The organism is Burkholderia sp. EMB26 (genome assembly GCF_024730645.1).
GTDB classification, from domain to species: domain Bacteria; phylum Pseudomonadota; class Gammaproteobacteria; order Burkholderiales; family Burkholderiaceae; genus Burkholderia; species Burkholderia cenocepacia.
The window spans coordinates 2374723-2396029 of sequence record NZ_CP078070.1 but is presented as its reverse complement, the minus strand read 5'-3'; the positions used below and the strand labels follow the sequence as shown (position 1 = coordinate 2396029).

At 68.3% G+C, this 21307-nt stretch carries 18 protein-coding genes; 11 read left to right on the top strand and 7 right to left on the bottom strand.

Annotated features, from left to right (window positions below):
* Positions 1-213: 213 nt before the first annotated feature.
* From lysS to KU887_RS11300, 4 genes are all read right to left on the bottom strand, one after another.
* Positions 214-1740: a lysine--tRNA ligase gene (lysS, locus tag KU887_RS11315; protein WP_006485977.1), complete on the bottom strand. Its 1527-nt coding sequence runs from the start codon at positions 1738-1740 to the stop codon at positions 214-216.
* A gap of 73 nt (positions 1741-1813) precedes the next feature.
* Positions 1814-2918 (bottom strand): peptide chain release factor 2 gene (prfB, locus tag KU887_RS11310; protein ID WP_012492708.1). Its coding sequence is split into 2 segments (ribosomal slippage): positions 1814-2836 and positions 2838-2918, totalling 1104 coding nucleotides; the frame shifts between segments, so codons are not numbered across the junction.
* A gap of 153 nt (positions 2919-3071) precedes the next feature.
* Positions 3072-4769, bottom strand: a complete 1698-nt coding sequence (gene recJ, locus KU887_RS11305) for a single-stranded-DNA-specific exonuclease RecJ (protein ID WP_006485976.1) — start codon at positions 4767-4769, stop codon at positions 3072-3074.
* A gap of 14 nt (positions 4770-4783) precedes the next feature.
* Positions 4784-5860, bottom strand: coding sequence for a hypothetical protein (locus KU887_RS11300; RefSeq protein WP_012492707.1), 1077 nt, complete (start codon positions 5858-5860; stop codon positions 4784-4786).
* Between the two features lie 149 nt (positions 5861-6009).
* Here KU887_RS11300 and KU887_RS11295 point away from each other — a divergent pair, with 149 nt between their 5' ends.
* From KU887_RS11295 to ftsB, 9 genes are all read left to right on the top strand, one after another.
* A complete protein-coding gene (locus KU887_RS11295) occupies positions 6010-7263 on the top strand; it encodes a lipoprotein-releasing ABC transporter permease subunit (protein ID WP_006483000.1) in 1254 nt (417 codons plus the stop codon).
* Complete coding sequence (gene lolD, locus KU887_RS11290; RefSeq protein ID WP_077175848.1) at positions 7256-8014, top strand: lipoprotein-releasing ABC transporter ATP-binding protein LolD; 759 nt, start codon at positions 7256-7258, stop codon at positions 8012-8014. Before KU887_RS11295 ends, lolD begins: the two co-directional genes overlap by 8 nt.
* 67 nt (positions 8015-8081) lie before the next feature.
* Entirely contained in the window at positions 8082-8870 is a 789-nt protein-coding gene (locus tag KU887_RS11285; RefSeq protein ID WP_034201552.1) for a TatD family hydrolase, read from the top strand.
* 56 nt (positions 8871-8926) lie between these two features.
* Positions 8927-11407 (top strand): DNA internalization-related competence protein ComEC/Rec2, encoded by a 2481-nt coding sequence (locus KU887_RS11280; RefSeq protein ID WP_077056489.1) that lies wholly within the window; start codon positions 8927-8929, stop codon positions 11405-11407.
* Between the two features lie 281 nt (positions 11408-11688).
* Positions 11689-12534: an alpha/beta fold hydrolase gene (locus KU887_RS11275; protein ID WP_006493957.1), complete on the top strand. Its 846-nt coding sequence runs from the start codon at positions 11689-11691 to the stop codon at positions 12532-12534.
* Positions 12535-12713: 179 nt separating this feature from the next.
* Positions 12714-14372, top strand: coding sequence for a CTP synthase (locus tag KU887_RS11270; RefSeq protein WP_006478404.1), 1659 nt, complete (start codon positions 12714-12716; stop codon positions 14370-14372).
* Entirely contained in the window at positions 14369-15223 is an 855-nt protein-coding gene (gene kdsA, locus KU887_RS11265) for a 3-deoxy-8-phosphooctulonate synthase (RefSeq protein ID WP_258250062.1), read from the top strand. Before KU887_RS11270 ends, kdsA begins: the two co-directional genes overlap by 4 nt.
* Positions 15224-15329: 106 nt before the next feature.
* Positions 15330-16613, top strand: a complete 1284-nt coding sequence (gene eno / locus KU887_RS11260; protein WP_006478406.1) for a phosphopyruvate hydratase — start codon at positions 15330-15332, stop codon at positions 16611-16613.
* Positions 16614-16694: 81 nt separating this feature from the next.
* Positions 16695-17120: a cell division protein FtsB gene (gene ftsB / locus KU887_RS11255; RefSeq protein WP_006485304.1), complete on the top strand. Its 426-nt coding sequence runs from the start codon at positions 16695-16697 to the stop codon at positions 17118-17120.
* Positions 17121-17209: 89 nt separating this feature from the next.
* Here ftsB and KU887_RS11250 read toward each other — a convergent pair whose 3' ends face one another.
* The 3 genes from KU887_RS11250 to KU887_RS11240 form a co-directional block, all read right to left on the bottom strand.
* Entirely contained in the window at positions 17210-17575 is a 366-nt protein-coding gene (locus tag KU887_RS11250; RefSeq protein ID WP_034201555.1) for a hypothetical protein, read from the bottom strand.
* Between the two features lie 137 nt (positions 17576-17712).
* On the bottom strand, positions 17713-18663 hold the full coding sequence (gene hslO, locus KU887_RS11245) for an Hsp33 family molecular chaperone HslO (protein WP_006485303.1): 951 nt from the start codon (positions 18661-18663) through the stop codon (positions 17713-17715).
* 25 nt (positions 18664-18688) lie between these two features.
* A complete protein-coding gene (locus KU887_RS11240; protein WP_006478410.1) occupies positions 18689-19213 on the bottom strand; it encodes a gamma carbonic anhydrase family protein in 525 nt (174 codons plus the stop codon).
* A gap of 143 nt (positions 19214-19356) precedes the next feature.
* Here KU887_RS11240 and KU887_RS11235 point away from each other — a divergent pair, with 143 nt between their 5' ends.
* Both KU887_RS11235 and KU887_RS11230 read left to right on the top strand, forming a co-directional pair.
* Positions 19357-20214, top strand: coding sequence for a ferritin-like domain-containing protein (locus tag KU887_RS11235; protein WP_034201556.1), 858 nt, complete (start codon positions 19357-19359; stop codon positions 20212-20214).
* A gap of 177 nt (positions 20215-20391) precedes the next feature.
* A complete protein-coding gene (locus tag KU887_RS11230; protein ID WP_034201557.1) occupies positions 20392-21282 on the top strand; it encodes an alpha/beta fold hydrolase in 891 nt (296 codons plus the stop codon).
* Positions 21283-21307: the final 25 nt, after the last annotated feature.

Sequence of the window (21307 nt, the reverse complement as noted above, 5' to 3'; positions counted from 1 at the left end):
TCCACCGCCAGACGGCGCGCCGTATCAAGGTGTAACGAATTGCAGCGGGGCATTGGCGGCCGTTTCCGGGAAAACCCGGAGAAGCGCGTCGCGACGAGGGAATAAAACGGGGAAGGATCGAGGGCCGGCAGACGCCGGCTGGCGGGATTTACGCGTCGTTACAAAGCCGACGCGTGCGCGCCACGGGGCGCGGCGCACACGCGGTCGCGGCCGTCAGTCTTCGCGGCGCAGATGCGGGAACAGCAGCACGTCGCGGATCGTCGGGCTGTCGGTCAGCAGCATCACGAGACGGTCGATGCCGATCCCGCAGCCGCCGGTCGGGGGCATCCCGTATTCGAGCGCGCGGATGTAGTCGGCGTCGAAGAACATCGCTTCCTCGTCGCCCGCATCCTTCTGCTCGACCTGCTTCTTGAAGCGCGCGGCCTGGTCTTCCGGATCGTTCAGCTCCGAGAAGCCGTTCGCGATCTCGCGGCCGGTCATGAACAGCTCGAAACGCTCGGTGATGCCCGGCACCGTATCCGATGCGCGTGCGAGCGGCGACACCTCGACCGGGTAGTCGATGATGAACGTCGGTTCCCACAGCTGCGCTTCGGCCGTTTCCTCGAACAGCGCGAGCTGCAGCGCGCCGATGCCGGCGTTCAGGAACGCCGGCTGCGACACGTCGACGCCGAAGCGCTTCAGCTCGGTGCGCAGGAACGCGTCGTCCGACAGCTGGCCGTCGGTGTAGTCCGGTGCGTACTTCTGGATCGCCTGCGTGATCGTCAGGCGATGGAACGGCTTCGCGAGGTCGAGCTCGCGGCCCTGGTACTGGATCGTCGCGGTGCCGAGCGCATCGATCGCCGCCTGGCGGATCAGTTGCTCGGTGAAGTCCATCAGCCAGCGGTAGTCGGTGTACGCGGCGTAGAACTCCATCATCGTGAATTCCGGGTTGTGACGCGGCGACACGCCTTCATTCCGGAAATTGCGGTTGATCTCGAACACTCGCTCGAAACCGCCGACGATCAGGCGCTTCAGGTACAGCTCCGGCGCGATACGCAGGAACATCTGCATGTCGAGCGCATTGTGATGCGTGACGAATGGCTTCGCGGCCGCGCCGCCCGGGATCGGGTGCAGCATGGGCGTCTCGACTTCCATGAAGTCGGCGTTGTCCATGAACTTGCGGATCGACGCGATCGTCTTCGTGCGGGCGCGGAACGTGTCGCGCGTTTCCGGCGTGACGATCAGGTCGACGTAGCGCTGGCGATAGCGCATTTCCTGGTCGGACAGGCCGTGGAACTTGTCCGGCAGCGGCCGCAGCGCCTTCGACAGCAGGCGCAGCTCCTTGCACTGGACCGACAGCTCGCCCTTGTTGGTGCGGAACAGCACGCCGCGCGCGGCGACGATGTCGCCGAGGTCCCACTTCTTGAACGCGTCGTAGGTCTCGGCGCCGACGTCGTTCGGCGTCACGAAGAACTGGATCTGGCCCGAGCCGTCCTGCACCGTCGCGAAGCTCGCCTTGCCCATCACGCGCTTGAGCATCATGCGGCCGGCGACCGACACCTCGACCGGGTTCGCTTCGAGCGCGGCCTTGTCCGAATCGGCGAATTTCGCCTGCAGGTCGGCTGCGTGGTGCTCGGGGCGGAAGTCGTTCGGGTAGGCGACGCCTTGCTCGCGCAACGCGCGCAGCTTCTCGCGGCGCTCGGCGATGATCTGGTTTTCGTCCGCCGTGACGGCGGGCTGCGTTTGGGTCGGTTCGGTCATGATGGTCGGAATTCGGAGTGGGGTGCGGCAACGCAAACGGAAAGGGCGGCGCGGGCCGGCCGCGCCGCGGCGCTTACACGCCCTGTTTGAGGCTCGCGCTGATGAAGTCGTCGAGATCGCCGTCGAGCACCGCCCGCGTGTTGCTCATTTCGACGTTCGTGCGCAGGTCCTTCACGCGGCTCTGGTCGAGCACGTACGAGCGGATCTGGTGGCCCCAGCCCACATCGGTCTTGCTCGATTCGAGCTTGTCCTGCTCGGCCTGGCGCTTGCGCATTTCGACTTCGTACAGGCGCGATTTCAGCATCGCCATCGCTTCGGCGCGGTTGCGGTGCTGCGAGCGGTCGTTCTGGCACTGCACGACGATGCCGGTCGGCATGTGCGTGATCCGCACCGCGGAGTCGGTCTTGTTGATGTGCTGGCCACCCGCGCCCGACGCGCGGTACGTGTCGATGCGCAGGTCGGCCGGGTTGATCTCGACTTCGATCGAGTCGTCGATTTCCGGATAGACGAACACCGACGAGAACGACGTGTGGCGACCGCCCGACGAGTCGAACGGCGACTTGCGCACGAGGCGGTGGATGCCCGTTTCGGTGCGCAGGAAGCCGTACGCGTATTCGCCCGTGACCTTGACCGTCGCGTTCTTGATGCCGGCGACGTCGCCGTCGGACTCTTCGAGCACTTCGGCCTTGAAGCCCTTGCGCTCGCAGTAGCGCAGGTACTGGCGCAGCAGCATCGACGCCCAGTCGCATGCCTCGGTGCCGCCGGCGCCGGCCTGGATATCGATGAAGCAGTTGTTCGGATCGGCCGGGTTCGAGAACATCCGGCGGAACTCGATGTCGCCGACGCGCGCTTCGAGCTTCGCGGCGTCTTCTTCCGACGCGAGAAGCGTGTCCTCGTCGCCTTCCTCGCGCGCCAGCTCGAACAGGTCGAGCGCGTCGCGCAGGTCGCTATCGAGCGCGGTGAGCGTCGTGACGACGCCTTCGAGCAGCTTCTTCTCGCGGCCGAGCGCCTGGGCGTTCTTCGAATCGTTCCAGACGTTCGGGTCTTCGAGTTCCTTGTTGACTTCGGTCAGACGCGCAGCTTTGGCGTCGTAGTCAAAGATACCCCCGAAGCTCGCCCGCGCGATTGCGCAGGTCGAGCAGGGAGCTTTCGATCGCGTTGAGACGTTCCGCTTCCATGATCGTTCGCTGTTCCGGCTTCGTAAAAAAGCGGAATTATAGCCGATCGGCGGGGTTGCCCGGTGACGCAAACGGTGCTCGCACGCGTGTCGACGGCCCCGTCCGGCGCGGCGCGCACGCGTGCGGCGGCGCGGTGGCGGACGGTCGGCCCGCTCAGCCGGCCGCGTGTTCGACGATCAGCTGCACGCGCGTGACGCCGTTCCACGTATCGGCGACGAGCCGGTACGCGACCAGCGCGCTCGCCGGCAGCGGCTCGGTGTGGTTGAACCAGATCGCGTTGAAGCGCTGACGGCCGCGCGCCAGCTGCAGCTTCAGGTGCTTTTCCTTCACGAGCGACTGCGACACGACGTCGAATTCGCCCGAGAAAAGCGGGGCCGGAAACCCTTGCCCCCACACGGCTTCGTCGAGCAGGCCGACGAACTGCGGCGTGAAGTACGCGTCCTCGAGTTCGCCGTCGGTCTCGATCACGCGGGCGAGCGCGTCGTCGGACAGCCATTCGCGCGCGACGGCCTCGAACGCGGCCGCGAAGCGCGGCACGTTGTCGGTGTCGAGCGTGAGACCGGCCGCCATCGCGTGGCCGCCGAACGCGACGATCAGGTCCGGTTCGCGTTTCGACACGAGGTCGAGCGCGTCGCGCAGGTGGAAGCCGGCGATCGACCGTCCCGACCCCTTGACCCGCCGGCCTTCGTCGTCGGCGTGCGCGAACGTGAACGACGGGCGGTGGAATTTCTCCTTGAGCCGGCCGGCGACGATGCCGATCACGCCCTGGTGCCACGCGGGATTGAACAGCGTGATCGTGCATGCGTCGGCCGGATCGACGTCGGCGAGATCGGCGAGCGCCTGCTGCTGCATGCCGGCCTCGATTTCGCGGCGCTCGCGGTTCATCACGTCGAGCTGTTGCGCGAGATCCCACGCGCGGCCGATGTCGTCGGTGATCAGGCATTCGATGCCGAGCGACATGTCGGATAGCCGCCCGGCGGCGTTCAGGCGCGGGCCGAGGCCGAAGCCGAGGTCGAAGCCCGACGCGGTGCGCGCTTCGCGCCCGGCGGCGCGGAACAGCGCGGCGATGCCCGGCTGCATGCGGCCGTTGCGGATGCGCTGCAGCCCCTGCGCGACCAGCACGCGGTTGTTGCCGTCGAGCCGCACGACGTCGGCGACGGTGCCGAGCGCGACGAGGTCGAGCAGGCCGTCGAGGCGCGGCTCGGCTTCCTTGCTCGCGAACGCGCCGCGGCGGCGCAGCTCGGCGCGCAGCGCGAGCAGCACGTAGAACATCACGCCGACGCCGGCGAGGTGCTTGCTCGGGAACGCGCAGCCGGGCTGATTCGGGTTGACGATCGCGCGCGCGGCGGGCAGCGCGTCGCCCGGCAGGTGGTGGTCGGTCACGAGCACGTCGATGCCGCGCGCGTTCGCGGCTTCGACGCCGGCGACGCTCGCGATCCCGTTGTCGACGGTGATCAGCAGGTCGGGTTGGCGCGCGGCCGCGAGTTCGACGATCTCGGGCGTGAGGCCGTAGCCGTATTCGAAGCGGTTCGGCACCAGGTAGTCGATCTGCGCGCCGAACATCCGCAGGCCGCGCACCGCGACCGCGCAGGCGGTCGCGCCGTCGCAGTCGTAGTCGGCGACGACCAGCAGGCGCCGCTTGTCGGCGATCGCGTCGGCGAGCAGCACCGCCGCATCGGCGCAGCCTTTCAGCTCGGTGGGCGGAACGAGGCGCGCGAGCGCGGTCTCGATGTCGACGGGCGACTGCACGCCGCGCGACGCGTACAGGCGCGCGAGGACGGGGTGCAGACCGTGGCGCGCAAGCGCTTCGGCGTCGGCGGGCGCGACGGGGCGGGTAACGATCCGGGTCATTCGGGGTCTGCTGGTTATTCGAACAGGGAGGCGAGCGCGCGGCGGCGCCAGAACTTGCGCAGGTCGCCGCGCGTCGCGTGCAGCGTCACGGAGCTCGTGTCGCCGCACAGCGTGACATCGACGGCCGCCAGCTCGCCGTTCCGCAGCGCGGCGAGCGCCGGCGCGAACCAGTCGCGCTCGAGCGCGGCGAGCCCGTCGTGCCAGCGCGCCCAGTCCTGCTCGATGAACGGGGTGGTCAGCGCCGGCAGCTCGACGAGCGTCGCGCCATCAGTGGCCGGCAGCGCGCCGAACGTCGCGGGCGGGCGGGCGGCTTCGGTTTGCGCGGCGCGTGCGAGGCCGAGCGCGGCGGGCGACGCGGACAGCACGCGCGCGAACGGCTTGCCGACCGGCTTCAGCGTGCCTTGCGCATGGAACCAGATCGAATTGACGGCCGGCAGCCCACGCGCCTCGCGGGCTTCGTTGACCGGATGCTGGAACCACGCCATCTGCACTTCGTTCTGCAGTTTCATCCACATCCGCGAGCGCTCGCCCGTATGCGCCTCGTGCGGCAGCCAGATCTCGATGTTGCGGCCGCTGGCGCGCAGCGGCGCGGCGCCGGCGAGGCGAGCGAGCTGGTCGCTCGACAGATACCAGCGCGCCGGGTTCGGCGCTTCGAGCCGCACGCCGAGCTCCTCGATCAGCGGCCGCGCGACCGCGAGCAGCGCGGCCGCGTCGCCGTCGTCGAGCGCGAGGGCCGCCGGATCGACGAGCACCAGGTGATCGTGCGCGATTTCGACGTGCACGGGCTCGACGCACGCCCATGCGTGCGTGCCGGGATCGCCGCCATCGGCCAGCAGCATGTAGGGCGCGAGCGGCGCTTCGTCCGCGGCGTTGCCGTGGGTGGCGCCGAACCGGCTCGCCAGCCAGCGCTCGTGCGGCAGCGTGCGCTGGAAGTCCTCGCCGGCCACGCGCTCGACGAGGCTCGCGCGGGCGAGCAACTTCTGGAGCGCGGGGCTGTCCAGCGTGTGCAGGGACGAGGCCGCATCGGCCGCCGACGGCAGCGCGAACGGGACGAGAAAATGGAGGCGTCGGTCGTGCATGATGGTGCGCATTGTATGGCAAACTGCGCGCGTGATCGGGCCGGCTGACGGCCCGATCGCGTCCGGCGGCCGTTTTTCGACCGTGCCCGGGCTGCCGGCCGCCACCCGGCGGCGGTCCGGCCGCGGCGCGCCTCCCGCCGTAACCAGCAGAAAGGATTCGCTTGAAACTTCCGTACGAATGGCAGATCGGCTGGCGCTACACGCGCGCCGGCAAACGCACGACCGGCAACGGCTTCATTTCCTTCATCGCGCTCGTCTCGATGCTCGGGATCGCGCTCGGCGTCGCGGCGCTGATCGTCGTGCTGTCGGTGATGAACGGCTTCCAGAAGGAAGTGCGCGACCGCATGCTGTCGGTGCTCGCGCACGTCGAGGTGTTCTCGCCGACGGGCTCGATGCCCGACTGGCAACTGACCGCGCAGGAAGCGCGCCGCAATCCGTCGGTGATCGGCGCCGCGCCGTACGTCGACGCGCAGGCGCTGCTCACGCGCCAGGACGCGGTGAGCGGCGTGATGCTGCGCGGCGTCGAGCCGTCGCTCGAGCCGCAGGTGTCCGACATCGGCAAGGACATGAAGGCCGGCCAGCTCGGCGCGCTCGTGCCGGGCCAGTTCGGCATCGTGCTCGGCGACGCGCTCGCCGGCAACCTCGGCGTGACGGTCGGCGACAAGGTCACGCTCGTCGCGCCCGAAGGCTCGATCACGCCGGCCGGCATGATGCCGCGGCTGAAGCAGTTCACGGTGGTCGGCGTGTTCGAATCGGGCCACTACGAATACGACAGCACGCTCGCGATGATCAACATCCGCGACGCGGAGGCGCTGTTCCGGATGAGCGCGCCGACCGGCGTGCGGCTGCGGCTCACCGACATGCAGAAGGCGCCGCAGGTCGCGGTCGAGCTGTCGCATACGCTGTCGGGCAGCCTGTACATCCGCGACTGGACCCAGCAGAACAAGACGTGGTTCTCGGCCGTGCAGATCGAGAAGCGGATGATGTTCATCATCCTCACGCTGATCATCGCGGTGGCCGCGTTCAACCTCGTGTCGTCGCTCGTGATGACCGTGACCAACAAGCAGGCCGACATCGCGATCCTGCGCACGCTCGGCGCGCAGCCGGGGTCGATCATGAAGATCTTCGTGGTGCAGGGCGTGACGATCGGCTTCGTCGGCACGGCGTCCGGCGTCGCGCTCGGTTGCCTGATCGCATGGAGCATCCCGTGGCTGATTCCGATGATCGAGCACCTGTTCGGCGTGCAGTTCCTGCCGCCGTCGGTGTACTTCATCAGCGAGCTGCCGTCCGAACTCGTCGCGAGCGACGTGATCCGGATCGGGCTGATCGCGTTCGCGCTGTCGGCCGTCGCGACGCTCTATCCGAGCTGGCGCGGCGCGAAGGTGAAGCCGGCGGAGGCGCTCCGCTATGAATGACCGCGCGACCGCATTCGCGGATTCACGACAACACAACAGACAGGATTCGGCAGGTATGCAGGAATACGTGCTTCAGGCGCGCGGGATCACGAAGGCGTTCGTGCAGGGCGGCTTCAACGTGCAGGTGCTCAACAACACCGAGCTGACGGTGCGGCGCGGCGAGAAGCTCGCGGTCGTGGGCGCGTCGGGTTCCGGCAAGAGCACGCTGCTGCACGTGCTGGGCGGGCTCGACGAGCCGAGCGCCGGCGAAGTGTCGCTGCTCGGCAAGCCGTTTACGCAGCTCGCCGAGCGCGAGCGCAACGAGCTGCGCAACCGCGCGCTCGGCTTCGTCTACCAGTTCCACCACCTGCTGCCCGAGTTCACCGCGCTGGACAACGTCGCGATGCCGCTGCGCATCCGCCGGATGACGACCGAGGACGCGCGCGCGCAGGCACAGGCGATGCTCGAGCGCGTCGGTCTCGGCCCGCGTGCGAAGCACCGGCCGGGCGAGCTGTCGGGCGGCGAGCGGCAGCGCGTCGCGATCGCGCGCGCGCTGGTCACGAAGCCCGCGTGCGTGCTCGCCGACGAGCCGACCGGCAACCTCGACGGCACGACGGCCGACACGGTGTTCAACCTGATGCTCGAACTGTCCGAGACGCTCGAAACGAGTTTCGTGATCGTCACGCACGATCCCGATCTCGCCGCGCGCTGCGACCGCATCATGCGGTTGCGCGACGGCGTGCTGCACGAGGAGCCGGCGCTGCCGGTGTAAAAAAGCAGCGCCTTTTGGGCCGGCCGCCGGTTCGTCCGGCACGGCGCAAGGGCGCGGGACTGCTGCCATGTGGATCGACACGCACTGCCATCTCGATGCCGCCGAGTTCGACGCCGACCGCGACGCGGTCGCGCAGGCTGCGCGCGCGGCCGGCGTGTCGCGCATCGTGATCCCGAGCATCGGGCGCGACAACTTCACGACGGTGCGCGAACTCGCGCAGCGCACGCCGGGCGCCGTCTATGCGCTCGGCATTCATCCGATGTACACGCCGCAAGCGCGCGATGCCGACCTCGATCGACTGCGCATGGAGATCGAGGCGAGCCTCGACGATCCGCGTTTCGTCGCGATCGGCGAGATTGGGCTCGACTATTTCGTGCCGGGGCTCGACGAAGACCGGCAGCAGTTCTTCTACCAGGGGCAGCTCAGGCTGGCGCGGGAATTCGACTTGCCGGTGTTGTGCCACGTGCGCAAGTCGCAGGACCGCGTGCTGGCCGGGCTGCGCCGTTTCGGCGTGCGGCGTGGCATCGCGCATGCGTTCAACGGCAGTTTCCAGCAGGCCGAAGCGTATCTGGCGCAGGGACTGCATCTCGGCTTCGGCGGCAACGTGACCTTCACGCGCGCGCGGCAGATTCGCCGGCTCGCCACCGAGTTGCCGCTCGACGCGCTCGTCGTCGAGACCGACGCGCCCGACATCGCGCCCGAATGGGCATACAAATCCCGCAATACGCCCGACCAGGTGCCGCGCATCGGCGTCGTGCTCGCCGAATTGCGCGGCCTCGATACTGGCGAATTGGCCGTCTGCACTTCGGCTAACGCGCTCGCCGCGCTGCCGCGACTCGCACTTTCGTCCGCATAATCGTTGCCGGAAGGCACCTTGTTGGCAGGGTGGCGCCGGGTCGACGAGGAGGCGGAATGCGCGTGGGGTGGATCGCGTTCGCGCTCGGCGTCGTCGTGCTGCAGCGGCAGGCGGCGTTGCCGGGGGCGGTCGCATGGACGGTCGGAGCAGCCGTGCTCGCGGGCTGCGCGGTGCTGGGCGCGTGGTGCGTGCGTCGAAGGCGCACGCGTGCGGTCGTTGCATGCGGATGGATGCTGTGGGCGCTCGCGGCCTGCGTCGCGGGGTTCGGCTATGCGGCCGCGCGAGCGGAATGGCGCCTGAGCGACAACCTGCCGGCTGAATGGGAAGGGCGCGACATCGTCGTCACGGGGGTGATCCGCGGGCTGCCCGTCGTTGACGAGACAGGCGCGCGACTGCTGTTCGCGGTCGAATCGAACGATGCGGGGCTCGCGCGTTTTCCGCCATTGATCCGGTTGTCGTGGCGCGCGTATGGCGCAGCCGCGCCACGCGACGCGCTTCCCGATTGGCGGGCGGCCCAGCGCTGGCGTTTCGTCGTGCGTCTCAAGCGTCCGCATGCCGAGGCCAATCCGGGCGTGCGCGACAGCGAGGCGGCGTGGCTCGCCGCGGGCATTCGTGCGATCGGCTATGTCAGTGCGCCGCGTCGGGCGGCATTGCTCGACGCGCGCGCCTCGGGATGGCGCGCGTCGATCGACCGGGTGCGCGACGCGCTGCGCACGCGCATCGGCGAGGTGCTCGGTACCGATGCGGCGCATCGCGGCATCGTCGCCGCGCTGGCGATCGGCGAGCAGTCGGGCATCGGCGAGGATGACTGGCGCGTACTGCGCAACACGGGCACGAGCCACCTGGTCGCGATTTCCGGTCTCCACGTCGGGCTGGTCGGCGCGCTCGCCGGCTGGCTCGTATCGATGGTCTGGCGCCGCGTGCGCTGGCGCGGGCGGGCCGCGACGCTCGTGCTGCCGGCGCCGTATGCGGCCGCGCTCGCCGCGTTGGTCGCCGCGGCGGGCTACGCGGCGCTCGCCGGTTTCAACGTGCCGGCGCAGCGCGCGTGGTGGATGATCGCCGGCGGCGGCATCGCGTATCTGGCCGGCCGCAGCGTGCCGACGTCCGCGGTGCTCTGCGCGGCGCTCGGCGGCGTGCTGCTCGCCGATCCGTGGGCCGTGCTGTCGGCCGGCTTCTGGCTGTCGTTCGGCGCGGTCGCCGTGATCCTGCTGGCCGTCGCCGGCTGGCGCGCGGTGCGTGAAGCCGACGAAGCCGGCATGGAAGGCGGCGCGGCCGATTGGCGGAGCCGGTTGCGCGCGTGGACGACGCGCTGCGGACGCCGCCTCGCCGACGCGACGCGCGTGCAGTACGCGGTGACGATCGGGCTCGCGCCGCTCACCGCCGCGTGGTTCGCGCAGGTTTCGCTGTCGGGCCCGTTCGGCAATGCGTTCGCGATTCCGTGGGTCAGCTCGGTCGTGACGCCGGTCGTGCTGGCCGGCATCGCGTTGCCGCCGCCGCTCGATGCGGCGGCCTTCCGGCTTGCGCATGCGGCGCTCGAACCGATGATGACGCTGCTCGGGCACCTGGCCGACTGGCCGGCCGGCGTGTTCTGGCTGCGCATGCCCGACTGGCCGGTGCTGGCGCTCGCATGCGTGGGCGTCGCGTGGGTGCTGATGCCGCGCGGCTGGCCGTTGCGCTGGGCGGCGCCGCTCACGTGGCTACCGCTCGTCGCGCCTGCGCCCGATGCGCCACCGCCCGGCGGCTTCCGGATGACCGTGCTCGACGTGGGGCAGGGCGCGGCGGTGCTGGTCGAAACCGCGCGGCGGACCTTGCTGTTCGATGCGGGCCCGGGTGCGGAATCGTCCCACGCCGGTACGCGGATCGTCGCGCCGGCGTTGCGGGCGCGCGGCATCTCGACGATCGATTCGCTCGTGCTCAGTCATGCGGATGCCGATCATGCGGGTGGCGCGGCGGCCGTTTATGCGGCGGCCGACGTGCGCCAGTTGCTGGCCGGCATTGCGCCGAAGAGCCGGCTGTGGCGCGACGCGCAGGCCGCCGGCGTGGCCGATCGGCTGCCGTGCGCGGCCGGACAGCGCTGGACCTGGGACGGCGTCGGCTTCACGATGTTGTGGCCGCCGGGCGGCCGGAGCGCGGGTTCATCGAACGGGCAGTCGTGCGTGCTGCGCATCGACGCGGGCGGCACGTCGGCACTGCTGACGGGCGACATCGAGGCCGGCGCCGAGCGCCGGCTGGTGGCCGATGCGCGCGATGCGCTGGCCGCGCAGATCCTGGTCGTTCCGCACCACGGCAGTCGCACGTCGTCGATGGAGCCTTTCCTCGATTCGGTCGGGCCGCGCGTCGCGGTATTTCCTGTAGGCTATCGCAATCGTTTCGGGCATCCGCACCGGACCGTGCTGGCCCGCTACGAGGCGCGCGGGATTCCGCTGCCGCGTACCGATCGCGACGGCGCCGTGCGGTTCGATGTCGCGCCGGCCGGCGGCGGGTTCGGATTCGCGCGCTATCGCGACGAGCGGCGCCGCTACTGGATGGACCGGTGAGCGCGGCGAAGGCCGGCGTATCAGGGTAGAGAACTCGGGGCCGGCGTGCCGTGCGTGGTGCCGACGGAATACGAAGCATGGGACTGGCGTGAGAGCCGAGGCGCCACCGCCAGTCGACCACGAAGCATAAGACGGGAGCAAGTGCTGAAGCCCGACTCCCGTCGTCCGCGAAGCATGGGGTGGGAGCAAGTGCTGAAGCACCGACGCCCACCGACCGCGAAGCATGGGACGGGAGTAACCGCTAAAGCGCTAACTCCCGTCGACAAAGGAGACATCGGCGTTTGAAGGACATCCTCCACTTCTCGCATGCGAACGGCTTCCCGGCGTCGACGTACCGGACGATCTTCGCCGAACTGGCCGACGACTACGAGCTGCGCTACATCGAACGGATCGGCCACGATCGCCGCTACCCGGTGACGCGCGACTGGCCGCATCTCGTCGAACAACTGCTCGACGACATCGGCCGCCGCTACGAGCGCCCGGTCTGGCTCGTCGGCCATTCGCTCGGCGGCTACCTGTCGCTGATGGCCGCGCTGAAGAAGCCGCAGTGGGTGCGCGGCGTCGTGATGATCGATTCGCCGATCATCGCGGGCTGGCGTGCCGGCGCGCTGCGCGCGAGCCAGTGGGCGGGGCTCGACGAGCGGCTGTCGCCGGCCGCGGCGACGCGCAACCGGCGCACGCGCTGGACGAGCCGCGACGAAGTCTGGCGGCATTTCCGCGAGAAGCCCGCGTTCGCGCGCTGGGACGAGCGGATGCTGGCCGACTATATCGACTACGGAATCCCGCAGGCCGGCGCCGACGGCGAGCGCGCGCTCGCGTTCGACCGGCAGGTCGAATACCTGATCTACCGGACGCTGCCGCACACGCTCGGCCCGCGGCTCGCGCACGGCGCGCCGGTGCCGCTCGGCTTTCTCGCGGGCACGCGCTCGCGCGAGGTGCGGCAGGTCGGGCTCGATGCGACGCGCCGCGCGACGCGGGGGCGCATCGAATGGCTCGAGGGCAGCCACCTGTTCCCGATGGAGCGGCCGATCGAGACCGCCCGCGCATTGCAGCGGATGCTGAATTCGCTGAAGGCCGACGAGGGCGGCGTTTCGCAGGCCGGCGCGCCGCTCGCGAAGCGCGCCTGACGTTTCGTCGGCCGGCCGGAACGCTTGTCGGCGCATGCGCGCGGCGCGACCGGGCGGCCGGTTCGCGCCGCCGCGCACGGCCGGCGCGGGTCTGCACGAAAGGGCGCGATCATCACGTCAATTGCTGAGAGAAGGGCGGGCTTTACGGTATAATCCGTTTTTCCCGCGAGCATCCAGCGATGACCAAATATGTTTTCGTCACCGGCGGCGTAGTTTCTTCCCTTGGCAAGGGTATTGCCGCCGCTTCCCTCGCCGCGATCCTCGAATCGCGCGGTCTGAAAGTCACCCTCCTCAAACTCGATCCCTACATCAACGTCGACCCCGGCACGATGAGCCCGTTCCAGCACGGCGAAGTGTTCGTGACGGAAGACGGAGCGGAGACCGACCTCGACCTCGGCCACTATGAGCGCTTCATCAGCACGAAGATGCGCAAGGCCAACAACTTCACGACCGGCCAGATCTACGAATCGGTGATCCGCAAGGAACGCCGCGGCGACTATCTCGGCAAGACCGTGCAGGTGATTCCGCACATCACGAACGAAATCCAGGCGTTCATCGAGCGCGGGGCGGCATCGGCCACCTGCGGCGAGCCGGACGTCGCGATCGTCGAGATCGGCGGCACGGTCGGCGACATCGAGTCGCTGCCGTTCCTCGAGGCCGCGCGCCAGATGAGCCTGCGCCTCGGCCGCAACAGCGCGTGCTTCGTGCACCTGACGCTCGTGCCGTACGTCGCGACGGCCGGCGAGCTGAAGACGAAGCCGACCCAGCACAGCGTGCAGAAGCTGCGCGAGATCGGCATCCTGCCGCACGTGCTGCTGTGCCGTGCGGATCGCCGCATCCCCGACGACGAATCGAAGAAGATCTCGATGTTCTCGAACGTGCCCGAAGACGCCGTGATCTCGGTGTGGGACGCCGACAGCATCTACAAGATTCCGCAGATGCTGCACGACCAGGGCCTCGACCGGATCATCTGCGAAGAGCTGAAGCTGTCGCCGAAGGACGCCGACCTGAGCATGTGGTCGGCGCTCGTCGAGAAGCTCGAGAACCCGAAGCAGGAAGTGACGATCGGCATGGTCGGCAAGTACGTCGACCTGACCGAGTCGTACAAGTCGCTGATCGAGGCGCTGCGTCATGCGTCGATCCACACGTCGACCAAGGTCAACATCGAATACATCGACTCGGAAGAGCTCGAGACGAACGGTGTCGACAGCCTCAAGCATCTCGACGCCGTGCTGGTGCCGGGCGGTTTCGGCCGTCGCGGCACGGAAGGCAAGATCGCCGCGGTTCGCTACGCGCGCGAGTCGAAGGTGCCCTACCTCGGCATCTGCCTCGGCATGCAGCTCGCGGTGATCGAATTCGCGCGCGACGTCGTCGGCCTGAAGCAGGCGAACAGCACGGAATTCGATCCGGACACGCCGGAGCGCGTGGTCGCGCTGATCACCGAATGGTACGACCGCGAAGGCAAGGTCGAGACGCGCACCGAGGAATCCGACCTCGGCGGCACGATGCGCCTCGGTTCGCAGCGCTGCCCGATCAAGCCGGGCACGATGGCGGAAGAAATCTACGGCAAGGACGTGAACGAGCGCCATCGCCACCGTTATGAAGTCAATAACCGCTTCGTGCCCCAGCTCGAAGCCGGCGGCCTTATCATCAGCGCCCGTACCCCGAGCGAGGATCTGCCGGAAATGATGGAGCTGCCGCGTTCGATGCACCCGTGGTTCGTCGGCGTCCAGTTCCACCCGGAATTCACGTCCACGCCGCGTGACGGCCATCCCCTGTTCAAGTCGTTCGTCGAAGCCGCGCTCGCCAACAAGCAAGCGCGCGGAGTGCAAGCATGAAGCTGTGCGATTTCGAGGTCGGTCTCGACCAGCCTTTCTTCCTGATCGCGGGGACCTGCGTCGTCGAATCGGAGCAAATGACGATCGACACGGCGGGCCGCCTGAAGGAGATCTGCGAGAAGCTGAACGTTCCGTTCATCTACAAGTCGTCCTACGACAAGGCAAACCGCAGCTCGGGCAAGTCGTTTCGCGGCCTCGGAATGGACGAGGGCCTGCGGATCCTGTCCGAGGTGAAGCGCCAGCTCGGCCTGCCGGTGCTGACCGACGTGCATTCGATCGACGAGATCGAGCAGGTCGCGTCGGTCGTCGACGTGCTGCAGACGCCGGCGTTCCTGTGCCGCCAGACCGACTTCATCCATGCGTGCGCGCGCTCGGGCAAGCCGGTCAACATCAAGAAGGGCCAGTTCCTCGCGCCGCACGACATGAAGAACGTGATCGACAAGGCGCGCGACGCCGCACGTGAATCCGGTCTGTCGGAAGACCGTTTCATGGCGTGCGAGCGCGGCGTCTCGTTCGGCTACAACAATCTCGTGTCGGACATGCGTTCGCTCGCGATCATGCGCGAGACGAACGCGCCGGTCGTGTTCGATGCGACCCACTCGGTGCAATTGCCGGGCGGGCAGGGCACGAGCTCGGGCGGCCAACGCGAATTCGTGCCGGTGCTCGCCCGTGCGGCGGTCGCGACGGGCGTCGCGGGCCTCTTCATGGAAACGCATCCGAATCCGGCCGAGGCGAAGTCGGACGGCCCGAATGCGGTGCCGCTGAACCGGATGGGCGCGTTGCTGGAGACCCTCGTCACGCTCGACCAGGCGGTGAAGCGCAATCCGTTCCTGGAAAACGATTTCAATTAAAGATCGAATGAACCTTGCGACGGCTTCGCGCGTCTGTAGCGAAAGCGGTTCCGGCACGCACGCCGTCGCAGTTTGAAGAATCCATCGTCATTCTCAGAGGAAACCCATGAGTGCAATCGTAGATATCATCGGCCGCGAGATTCTGGATTCGCGCGGCAACCCCACCGTCGAATGCGACGTGCTGCTCGAATCGGGCACGATGGGCCGCGCGGCGGTGCCGTCGGGCGCGTCCACCGGCTCGCGTGAAGCGATCGAACTGCGCGACGGCGAAGCCGGCCGCTACAACGGCAAGGGCGTGCTGAAGGCGGTCGAGCACATCAACACCGAAATCTCCGAAGCCATCATGGGCCTCGACGCGTCGGAACAGGCGTTCCTCGACAAGACGCTGCTCGAGCTGGACGGCACCGACAACAAGTCGCGCCTCGGCGCGAACGCGATGCTGGCCGTGTCGATGGCCGTCGCGAAGGCGGCCGCCGAAGAGGCCGGCCTGCCGCTGTACCGCTACTTCGGCGGTTCGGGCGCGATGCAACTGCCGGTGCCGATGATGAACATCGTCAACGGCGGCGCGCACGCGAACAACAGCCTGGACATCCAGGAATTCATGATCGTTCCGGTCAGCCAGCCGACGTTCCGTGAAGCGCTGCGTTGCGGCGCGGAAGTGTTCCACGCGCTGAAGAAGATCCTGAGCGATCGCGGCATGAGCACGGCCGTCGGCGACGAAGGCGGTTTCGCACCGAACTTCGGCAGCAACGACGAATGCCTGTCGACGATCCTGCAGGCGATCGAGAAGGCCGGCTACCGTGCGGGCGAAGACGTGCTGCTCGCGCTCGACTGCGCGGCATCCGAGTTCTACCACGACGGCAAGTACCAGCTCGCGGGCGAAGGCCTGCAACTGTCGTCGGCCGAATTCACCGACTACCTCGCGACGCTCGCCGACAAGTTCCCGATCGTGTCGATCGAGGACGGCATGCACGAAAGCGACTGGGACGGCTGGAAGCTGCTGACCGACCGCCTCGGCAAGAAGGTGCAGCTGGTCGGCGACGACCTGTTCGTCACCAACACGCGCATCCTGAAGGAAGGCATCGAGAAGGGCATCGCGAACTCGATCCTCATCAAGATCAACCAGATCGGTACGCTGACCGAAACGTTCGCGGCAATCGAAATGGCGAAGCGCGCGGGTTACACGGCCGTGATCTCGCACCGTTCGGGCGAAACGGAAGATTCGACGATCGCGGACATCGCGGTCGGCCTGAACGCCGGTCAGATCAAGACGGGTTCGCTGTCGCGCAGCGACCGTATCTCGAAGTACAACCAGCTGCTGCGCATCGAGGAAGATCTCGGCGACATCGCGAGCTACCCGGGCAAATCGGCTTTCTATAACCTGCGCTAACGCGCTACTATCGGGTTCGTCATCTCGACGCCGCTCTGTGCCTGTGCGCGGAGCGGCGCTTCTTATATCTGCGTCTCTTACATGCGGCTTGTCACTGTCGTCCTGATTGCCTTGCTGGCGCTCATTCAGTACCCCCTATGGTGGGGACACGGCGGCTGGCTGCGGGTGCATGAATTGCGTCAGCAGCTCGACGACCAGCTTCAGAAGAACGCGGACGAGAAGCTGCGCAACGAGCGCACGGCCGGCGAAGTGCAGGATCTGCAGAGCGGCACCGCGGCGATCGAGGAGCGTGCGCGCTACGAGATGGGCATGGTGAAGGACGGCGAAGTGTTCGTGCAGTTCGTGTCGCCGAATGCGCCTGCGGGGCCGGTGAACAACACGCCGTCGAATACGTCGACGCGCGGCGCTGTGTCCGCGGCGCCGGTGCGGGTCGTGCCGAATCCGCAGTCGATCGCGAAGCCGTCGCGGCATCACGGCGGCGACAAGGGCAAGGCGGCGCATCACTGAGCGCGATACCTCGAACCCATTGAAAAAGCGCGGGAAATGCCGCGCTTTTTTATTTCCTGCAAGTCGTCAATCGATCGGGCGACGCCTGCTCACCACCACCAGCCCGGGTAGCCGTAACTGACGCCCGTGCCCCAGCGATTGCCCCATCCGCCGTAGTACCCGCCGTAGACCGTCACGGGCGGCGGCGAGTAATAGGCCCACGCGCGCGCGGCCGCTTCGGCTGCCATTGCGCTGTTCTGCTCGCGCAGGACCTGCTGGTCGATCTCGTCGTAGCGCTTGCGTTCGGCGCTCGACAGCACGGGCGGCTGGCCGCCCGACGCGCCCGGCTCGGGCAGGCGGCTCAGGATCGTGGAGGTCGGCGGCGGCATCGCGCAGCCTGCAAGCGCGAGCGTGCCGGCGGCCATGCTCGCCAGGGCGATGGTGCGGAGGGTGCCAAAGGGGCGGAGGTGACTCATGTGTTTCTCCTGCAGCGCGCCGACCGTGGAAAACGACTCGTGCCGAAGGTCGGGCCTCCGGCGCCGGAGCCGCGCGTGCGGCGCTCGTGCGTCATTATGCGCCCGTGCCGCGCCGGCGGCGGGCACGGGCGCGCGGCTCAGTGACGCTGGTCGGTCGCGGGCGCGATGCCGGTCTCGACACCGGGCGCCGCGAACAGCTGCGCGACGTCGACCGGATCGAATTCGTAGCGCTGGTTGCAGAACTCGCAGTGGATCTCGACGTGGCCGCGCTCGACGATCACGCTGTCGACTTCCTCACGACCGAGCATGCGCAGCATCGCGCCGACCTTCTCGCGCGAGCACGAACACTGGAAACGCGTGCCGGCCGGTTCGAAGTGCTGCACGTTTTCCTGCCAGAACAGCCGGCGGAACACGACTTCCGGTTCGACCTCGAGCAGCTCCTTCGCGGACAGCGTGCCGCCGAGCGTGCACACGCGTTCCCACGTGTCGATATCGGTTTCGGCGTTGCGCGGCACGATGCCGCCGTCGCCAGGCAGCTTCTGCAGCAGCATGCCGACCGCGCGGTCGCGATCGGCCGCGAGCCACAGCCGCGTGTCGAGCTGCTCCGAGTGGTGCATGTAGTGCTCGAGTACCTGCGACACCGATTCGAGCGGGCCGTCGACGCCGTTCAGCGGCACGATGCCCTGGTACGGCTGCTGACCCGGCAGCTTGTCGGCCGGATCGAGCGTGATCACGCAGCGGCCGTGGCCGCTTGCGTTGACGAGCGCCGCGAAGCTCGTGTCGTCGCCGATCGTCTGCGCGGCGTCGCCGGAGAACTTCGCGGTGGCCCGCATCGACAGATCGGACCCGCACTGGACGACCAGCATCTGGACCGGCCCGTCGCCGAAGATCTGCATGATCAGGGTGCCGTGAAATTTCAGGTTCGCGGACAGCAGCGCGCACGCGGCCATCATCTCGCCGAGCACCGTGCGCACCGGGGCAGGGTAGTCGCGGCGGGCGAGCACTTCCTGCCACGTGTTGCGCAGCGAAACGATCTCGCCGCGCACGGGCGCCGCATTGAACATGAATTTCTGTAACTGGTCGCTCACTCTTCTTCCTTGAAATCCGTGCGAATCACCCGATCCGCACGAGTTGCTCCTTGAAATGCGCGCGTCGCTCGACATAGGTCTTCGCGTTGGCGCGCAGCCGCGCGACGTCTTCCGCCGACAACTCGCGCACGACTTTTGCCGGTGCGCCGAGAATCAGCGAGTTGTCCGGGAACGTCTTGCCTTCCGTCACGACCGCGCCGGCACCGACCAGACAGTTGCGGCCGATGACCGCGCCATTCAAGACCACCGCCTGAATCCCGATCAGCGAACCTTCGCCGATCGTGCAGCCGTGCAGCATGGCCTGGTGCCCGATCGTCACGTTCTCGGCAATCGTCAGCGGAAAGCCCGGGTCGGTATGCAGGACCGCGCCTTCCTGGACGTTGCTGCCCGCGCCGACCGTAATCGTCTCGTTGTCGCCGCGAATCGTCGCGCCGAACCACACGCTCGCGTTTTCCTCGAGCACGACCTTGCCGATGATGGCCGCCGTGTCGGCGACGAATACGCTTTCGTGGATCGTCGGGGCCGTCTCGCCCAGCTTGTAGATCGTCACGGAGTCTCCTTGTCTCTTCGATGATGGGCGCCGGTAGAATGGCGCGTCCGGTTTGCCCGGCGCCTGGCGCCGCGGAACAAACGCATATTGTAAACCGTCGCGTGCCGATGCTCCCGCGATGCGTACGCAAGGTGTCCCCGTTTATGAGCATGGAGTCTTCCTCTTTCGGCCAGGCGCCGGCCTGTGTGCGTCGCGTGGCGCTCGACGCGCTGCGTATTGCCGAGCCGGCGGCCAAGGCCGCGCAGGTGCGCGCGCTGCACGATGCGCTGCGGGCCGGGCAGGCCGCGATCGCGCCGTCGCTGCAACTGCGCGAACCGGCCGATCTGCCCGGGCGCCCGGCGCGGCCGCCGCTCGTCGAGCCGCGCCAGCTCGAGCGGCGCAGCATGCGCTCGCCCGAAGGGCGCGCCGTGCTGCTGCACGCGCTCGCCCATATCGAATTCAATGCGATCAACCTGGCGCTCGACGCCGTCTGGCGCTTCGCGGGCATGCCCGACGCGTTCTATGCGGACTGGCTGAAGGTCGCGGCCGAGGAGGCCTATCATTTCACGCTGCTGTCCGACCGGCTCGCGGCATTCGGGCACGCATACGGCGATTTTCCCGCGCACAACGGGCTGTGGGAGATGTGCGAGCGAACCAGGGGCGATGTGCTCGCGCGAATGGCGCTCGTGCCGCGGACGCTCGAGGCCCGCGGGCTCGACGCGTCGCCGCCGATCCGCGCGCGGCTCGTGCAGGCGGGCGACGATGCGTCGGCCGCGATCCTCGACGTGATCCTGCGCGACGAAATCGGCCATGTCGCGATCGGCAACCGCTGGTTCCGCCATTTGTGCGATGCTGCCGGCCGCGACCCCGTGCCGACCTATCGGCAGCTCGCCGAGCAATACCACGCGCCACGGCTGCGCGGCCCGTTCAATTTCGATGCGCGGCGCGATGCCGGCTTCGAGCAGGCCGAACTCGACGAACTGGCCGCGCAGGACGCGGCGGACGGGCGCGCCGCGCATTAGCCGGATCCCGTCCGGCTGGGCCGGGTTGGCCGCCGGCCGGCTTGCGCAGCCGGCCCATGGCGCCTTCCTGCCAGGCTCCGTAAGACCTCGCCGCTAGAGCGGTACCTCGATTGCCGGCCGCCGGAACCGGGGCGCCGCCGCTATAATCGAACGACCATTCTTTTTTTGGCGGCTGCAATGAGTGCCTCGAGTTCTGTTTCCGATTTCGTCACGGTGCGCGGCGTCCAGCTGCATGTGCGGCGCTGGGGCCGGCCCGATGCGCCGACGCTGTTCATGCTGCACGGCTGGATGGACGTCGCGGCGTCGTTCCAGTTCGTCGTCGATGCGCTCGCGGGCGACTGGCAGGTGATCGCGCCCGATGCGCGCGGCTTCGGGCTGTCCGACTGGCCGGTGGCGCGGCAGGGCGGCGGCCACTACTGGTTCCACGAATACCTCGGTGACCTCGATGCGCTCGTCGACCGCTACGCGCCGACCGGCGAGGTCAACCTGGTCGGACACAGCATGGGTGCGAACGTCGTGTGCCTGTACGCCGGCGCCCGGCCGGAACGCGTGCGCCGGGTGGTCGACCTCGAAGGGTTCGGGCTCGCGCCGGCCCGCGCCGAACAGGCGCCGCGCCGGCTGCGCGGCTGGCTGGACGAGCTGCGCGAGCCGCCCGCGCTGCGGCCGTATGCGTCCCTCGACGACGTGGCGGCGCGCCTGATCAAGACCAATCCGCGGCTCGACCCGCGCCGCGCCGCGTTTCTCGCCGCGCACTGGTCCAAACGCGGCGACGACGGCCTCTACCACTTGCTGGCCGATCCGGCGCACAAGATGCCGGGCCCGCTGCTGTACCGGCTCGACGAAGTGATGGCGATCTGGAAGCAGGTGCGCGCGAAGGTACTGCACGTCGAGGCGGTCAATTCGCCGACGCTCGCGCATCTCGCCGGCGACATCCCGCTACCCGAATTCAAGGCGCGCTTCGACGCATTCCCCGACTGGCGCGAGAAGCTCGTCGAGGATGCCGGCCACATGGTGCATCACGACCAGCCCGAGCAGATCGCGGCGTTGATCGAGGCGTTCTGCGCGTAGGCGCGTGGCGCCGCGGCACGGCAGG

What these genes read in the sequence shown, in the direction of transcription:
- recJ (WP_006485976.1), bottom strand. Translation starts at nt 4,769, where the DNA reads ATGACCCGGATCGTTACCCGCCCCGTCGCGCCCGCCGACGCCGAAGCG.
- lolD (WP_077175848.1), top strand. Translation starts at nt 7,256, where the DNA reads ATGAATGACCGCGCGACCGCATTCGCGGATTCACGACAACACAACAGA.
- lysS (WP_006485977.1), bottom strand. Translation starts at nt 1,740, where the DNA reads ATGACCGAACCGACCCAAACGCAGCCCGCCGTCACGGCGGACGAAAAC.
- ftsB (WP_006485304.1), top strand. Translation starts at nt 16,695, where the DNA reads ATGCGGCTTGTCACTGTCGTCCTGATTGCCTTGCTGGCGCTCATTCAG.
- kdsA (WP_258250062.1), top strand. Translation starts at nt 14,369, where the DNA reads ATGAAGCTGTGCGATTTCGAGGTCGGTCTCGACCAGCCTTTCTTCCTG.
- eno (WP_006478406.1), top strand. Translation starts at nt 15,330, where the DNA reads ATGAGTGCAATCGTAGATATCATCGGCCGCGAGATTCTGGATTCGCGC.
- KU887_RS11250 (WP_034201555.1), bottom strand. Translation starts at nt 17,575, where the DNA reads ATGAGTCACCTCCGCCCCTTTGGCACCCTCCGCACCATCGCCCTGGCG.
- KU887_RS11235 (WP_034201556.1), top strand. Translation starts at nt 19,357, where the DNA reads ATGAGCATGGAGTCTTCCTCTTTCGGCCAGGCGCCGGCCTGTGTGCGT.
- KU887_RS11285 (WP_034201552.1), top strand. Translation starts at nt 8,082, where the DNA reads ATGTGGATCGACACGCACTGCCATCTCGATGCCGCCGAGTTCGACGCC.
- KU887_RS11230 (WP_034201557.1), top strand. Translation starts at nt 20,392, where the DNA reads ATGAGTGCCTCGAGTTCTGTTTCCGATTTCGTCACGGTGCGCGGCGTC.
- KU887_RS11300 (WP_012492707.1), bottom strand. Translation starts at nt 5,860, where the DNA reads ATGCGCACCATCATGCACGACCGACGCCTCCATTTTCTCGTCCCGTTC.
- KU887_RS11270 (WP_006478404.1), top strand. Translation starts at nt 12,714, where the DNA reads ATGACCAAATATGTTTTCGTCACCGGCGGCGTAGTTTCTTCCCTTGGC.
- KU887_RS11280 (WP_077056489.1), top strand. Translation starts at nt 8,927, where the DNA reads ATGCGCGTGGGGTGGATCGCGTTCGCGCTCGGCGTCGTCGTGCTGCAG.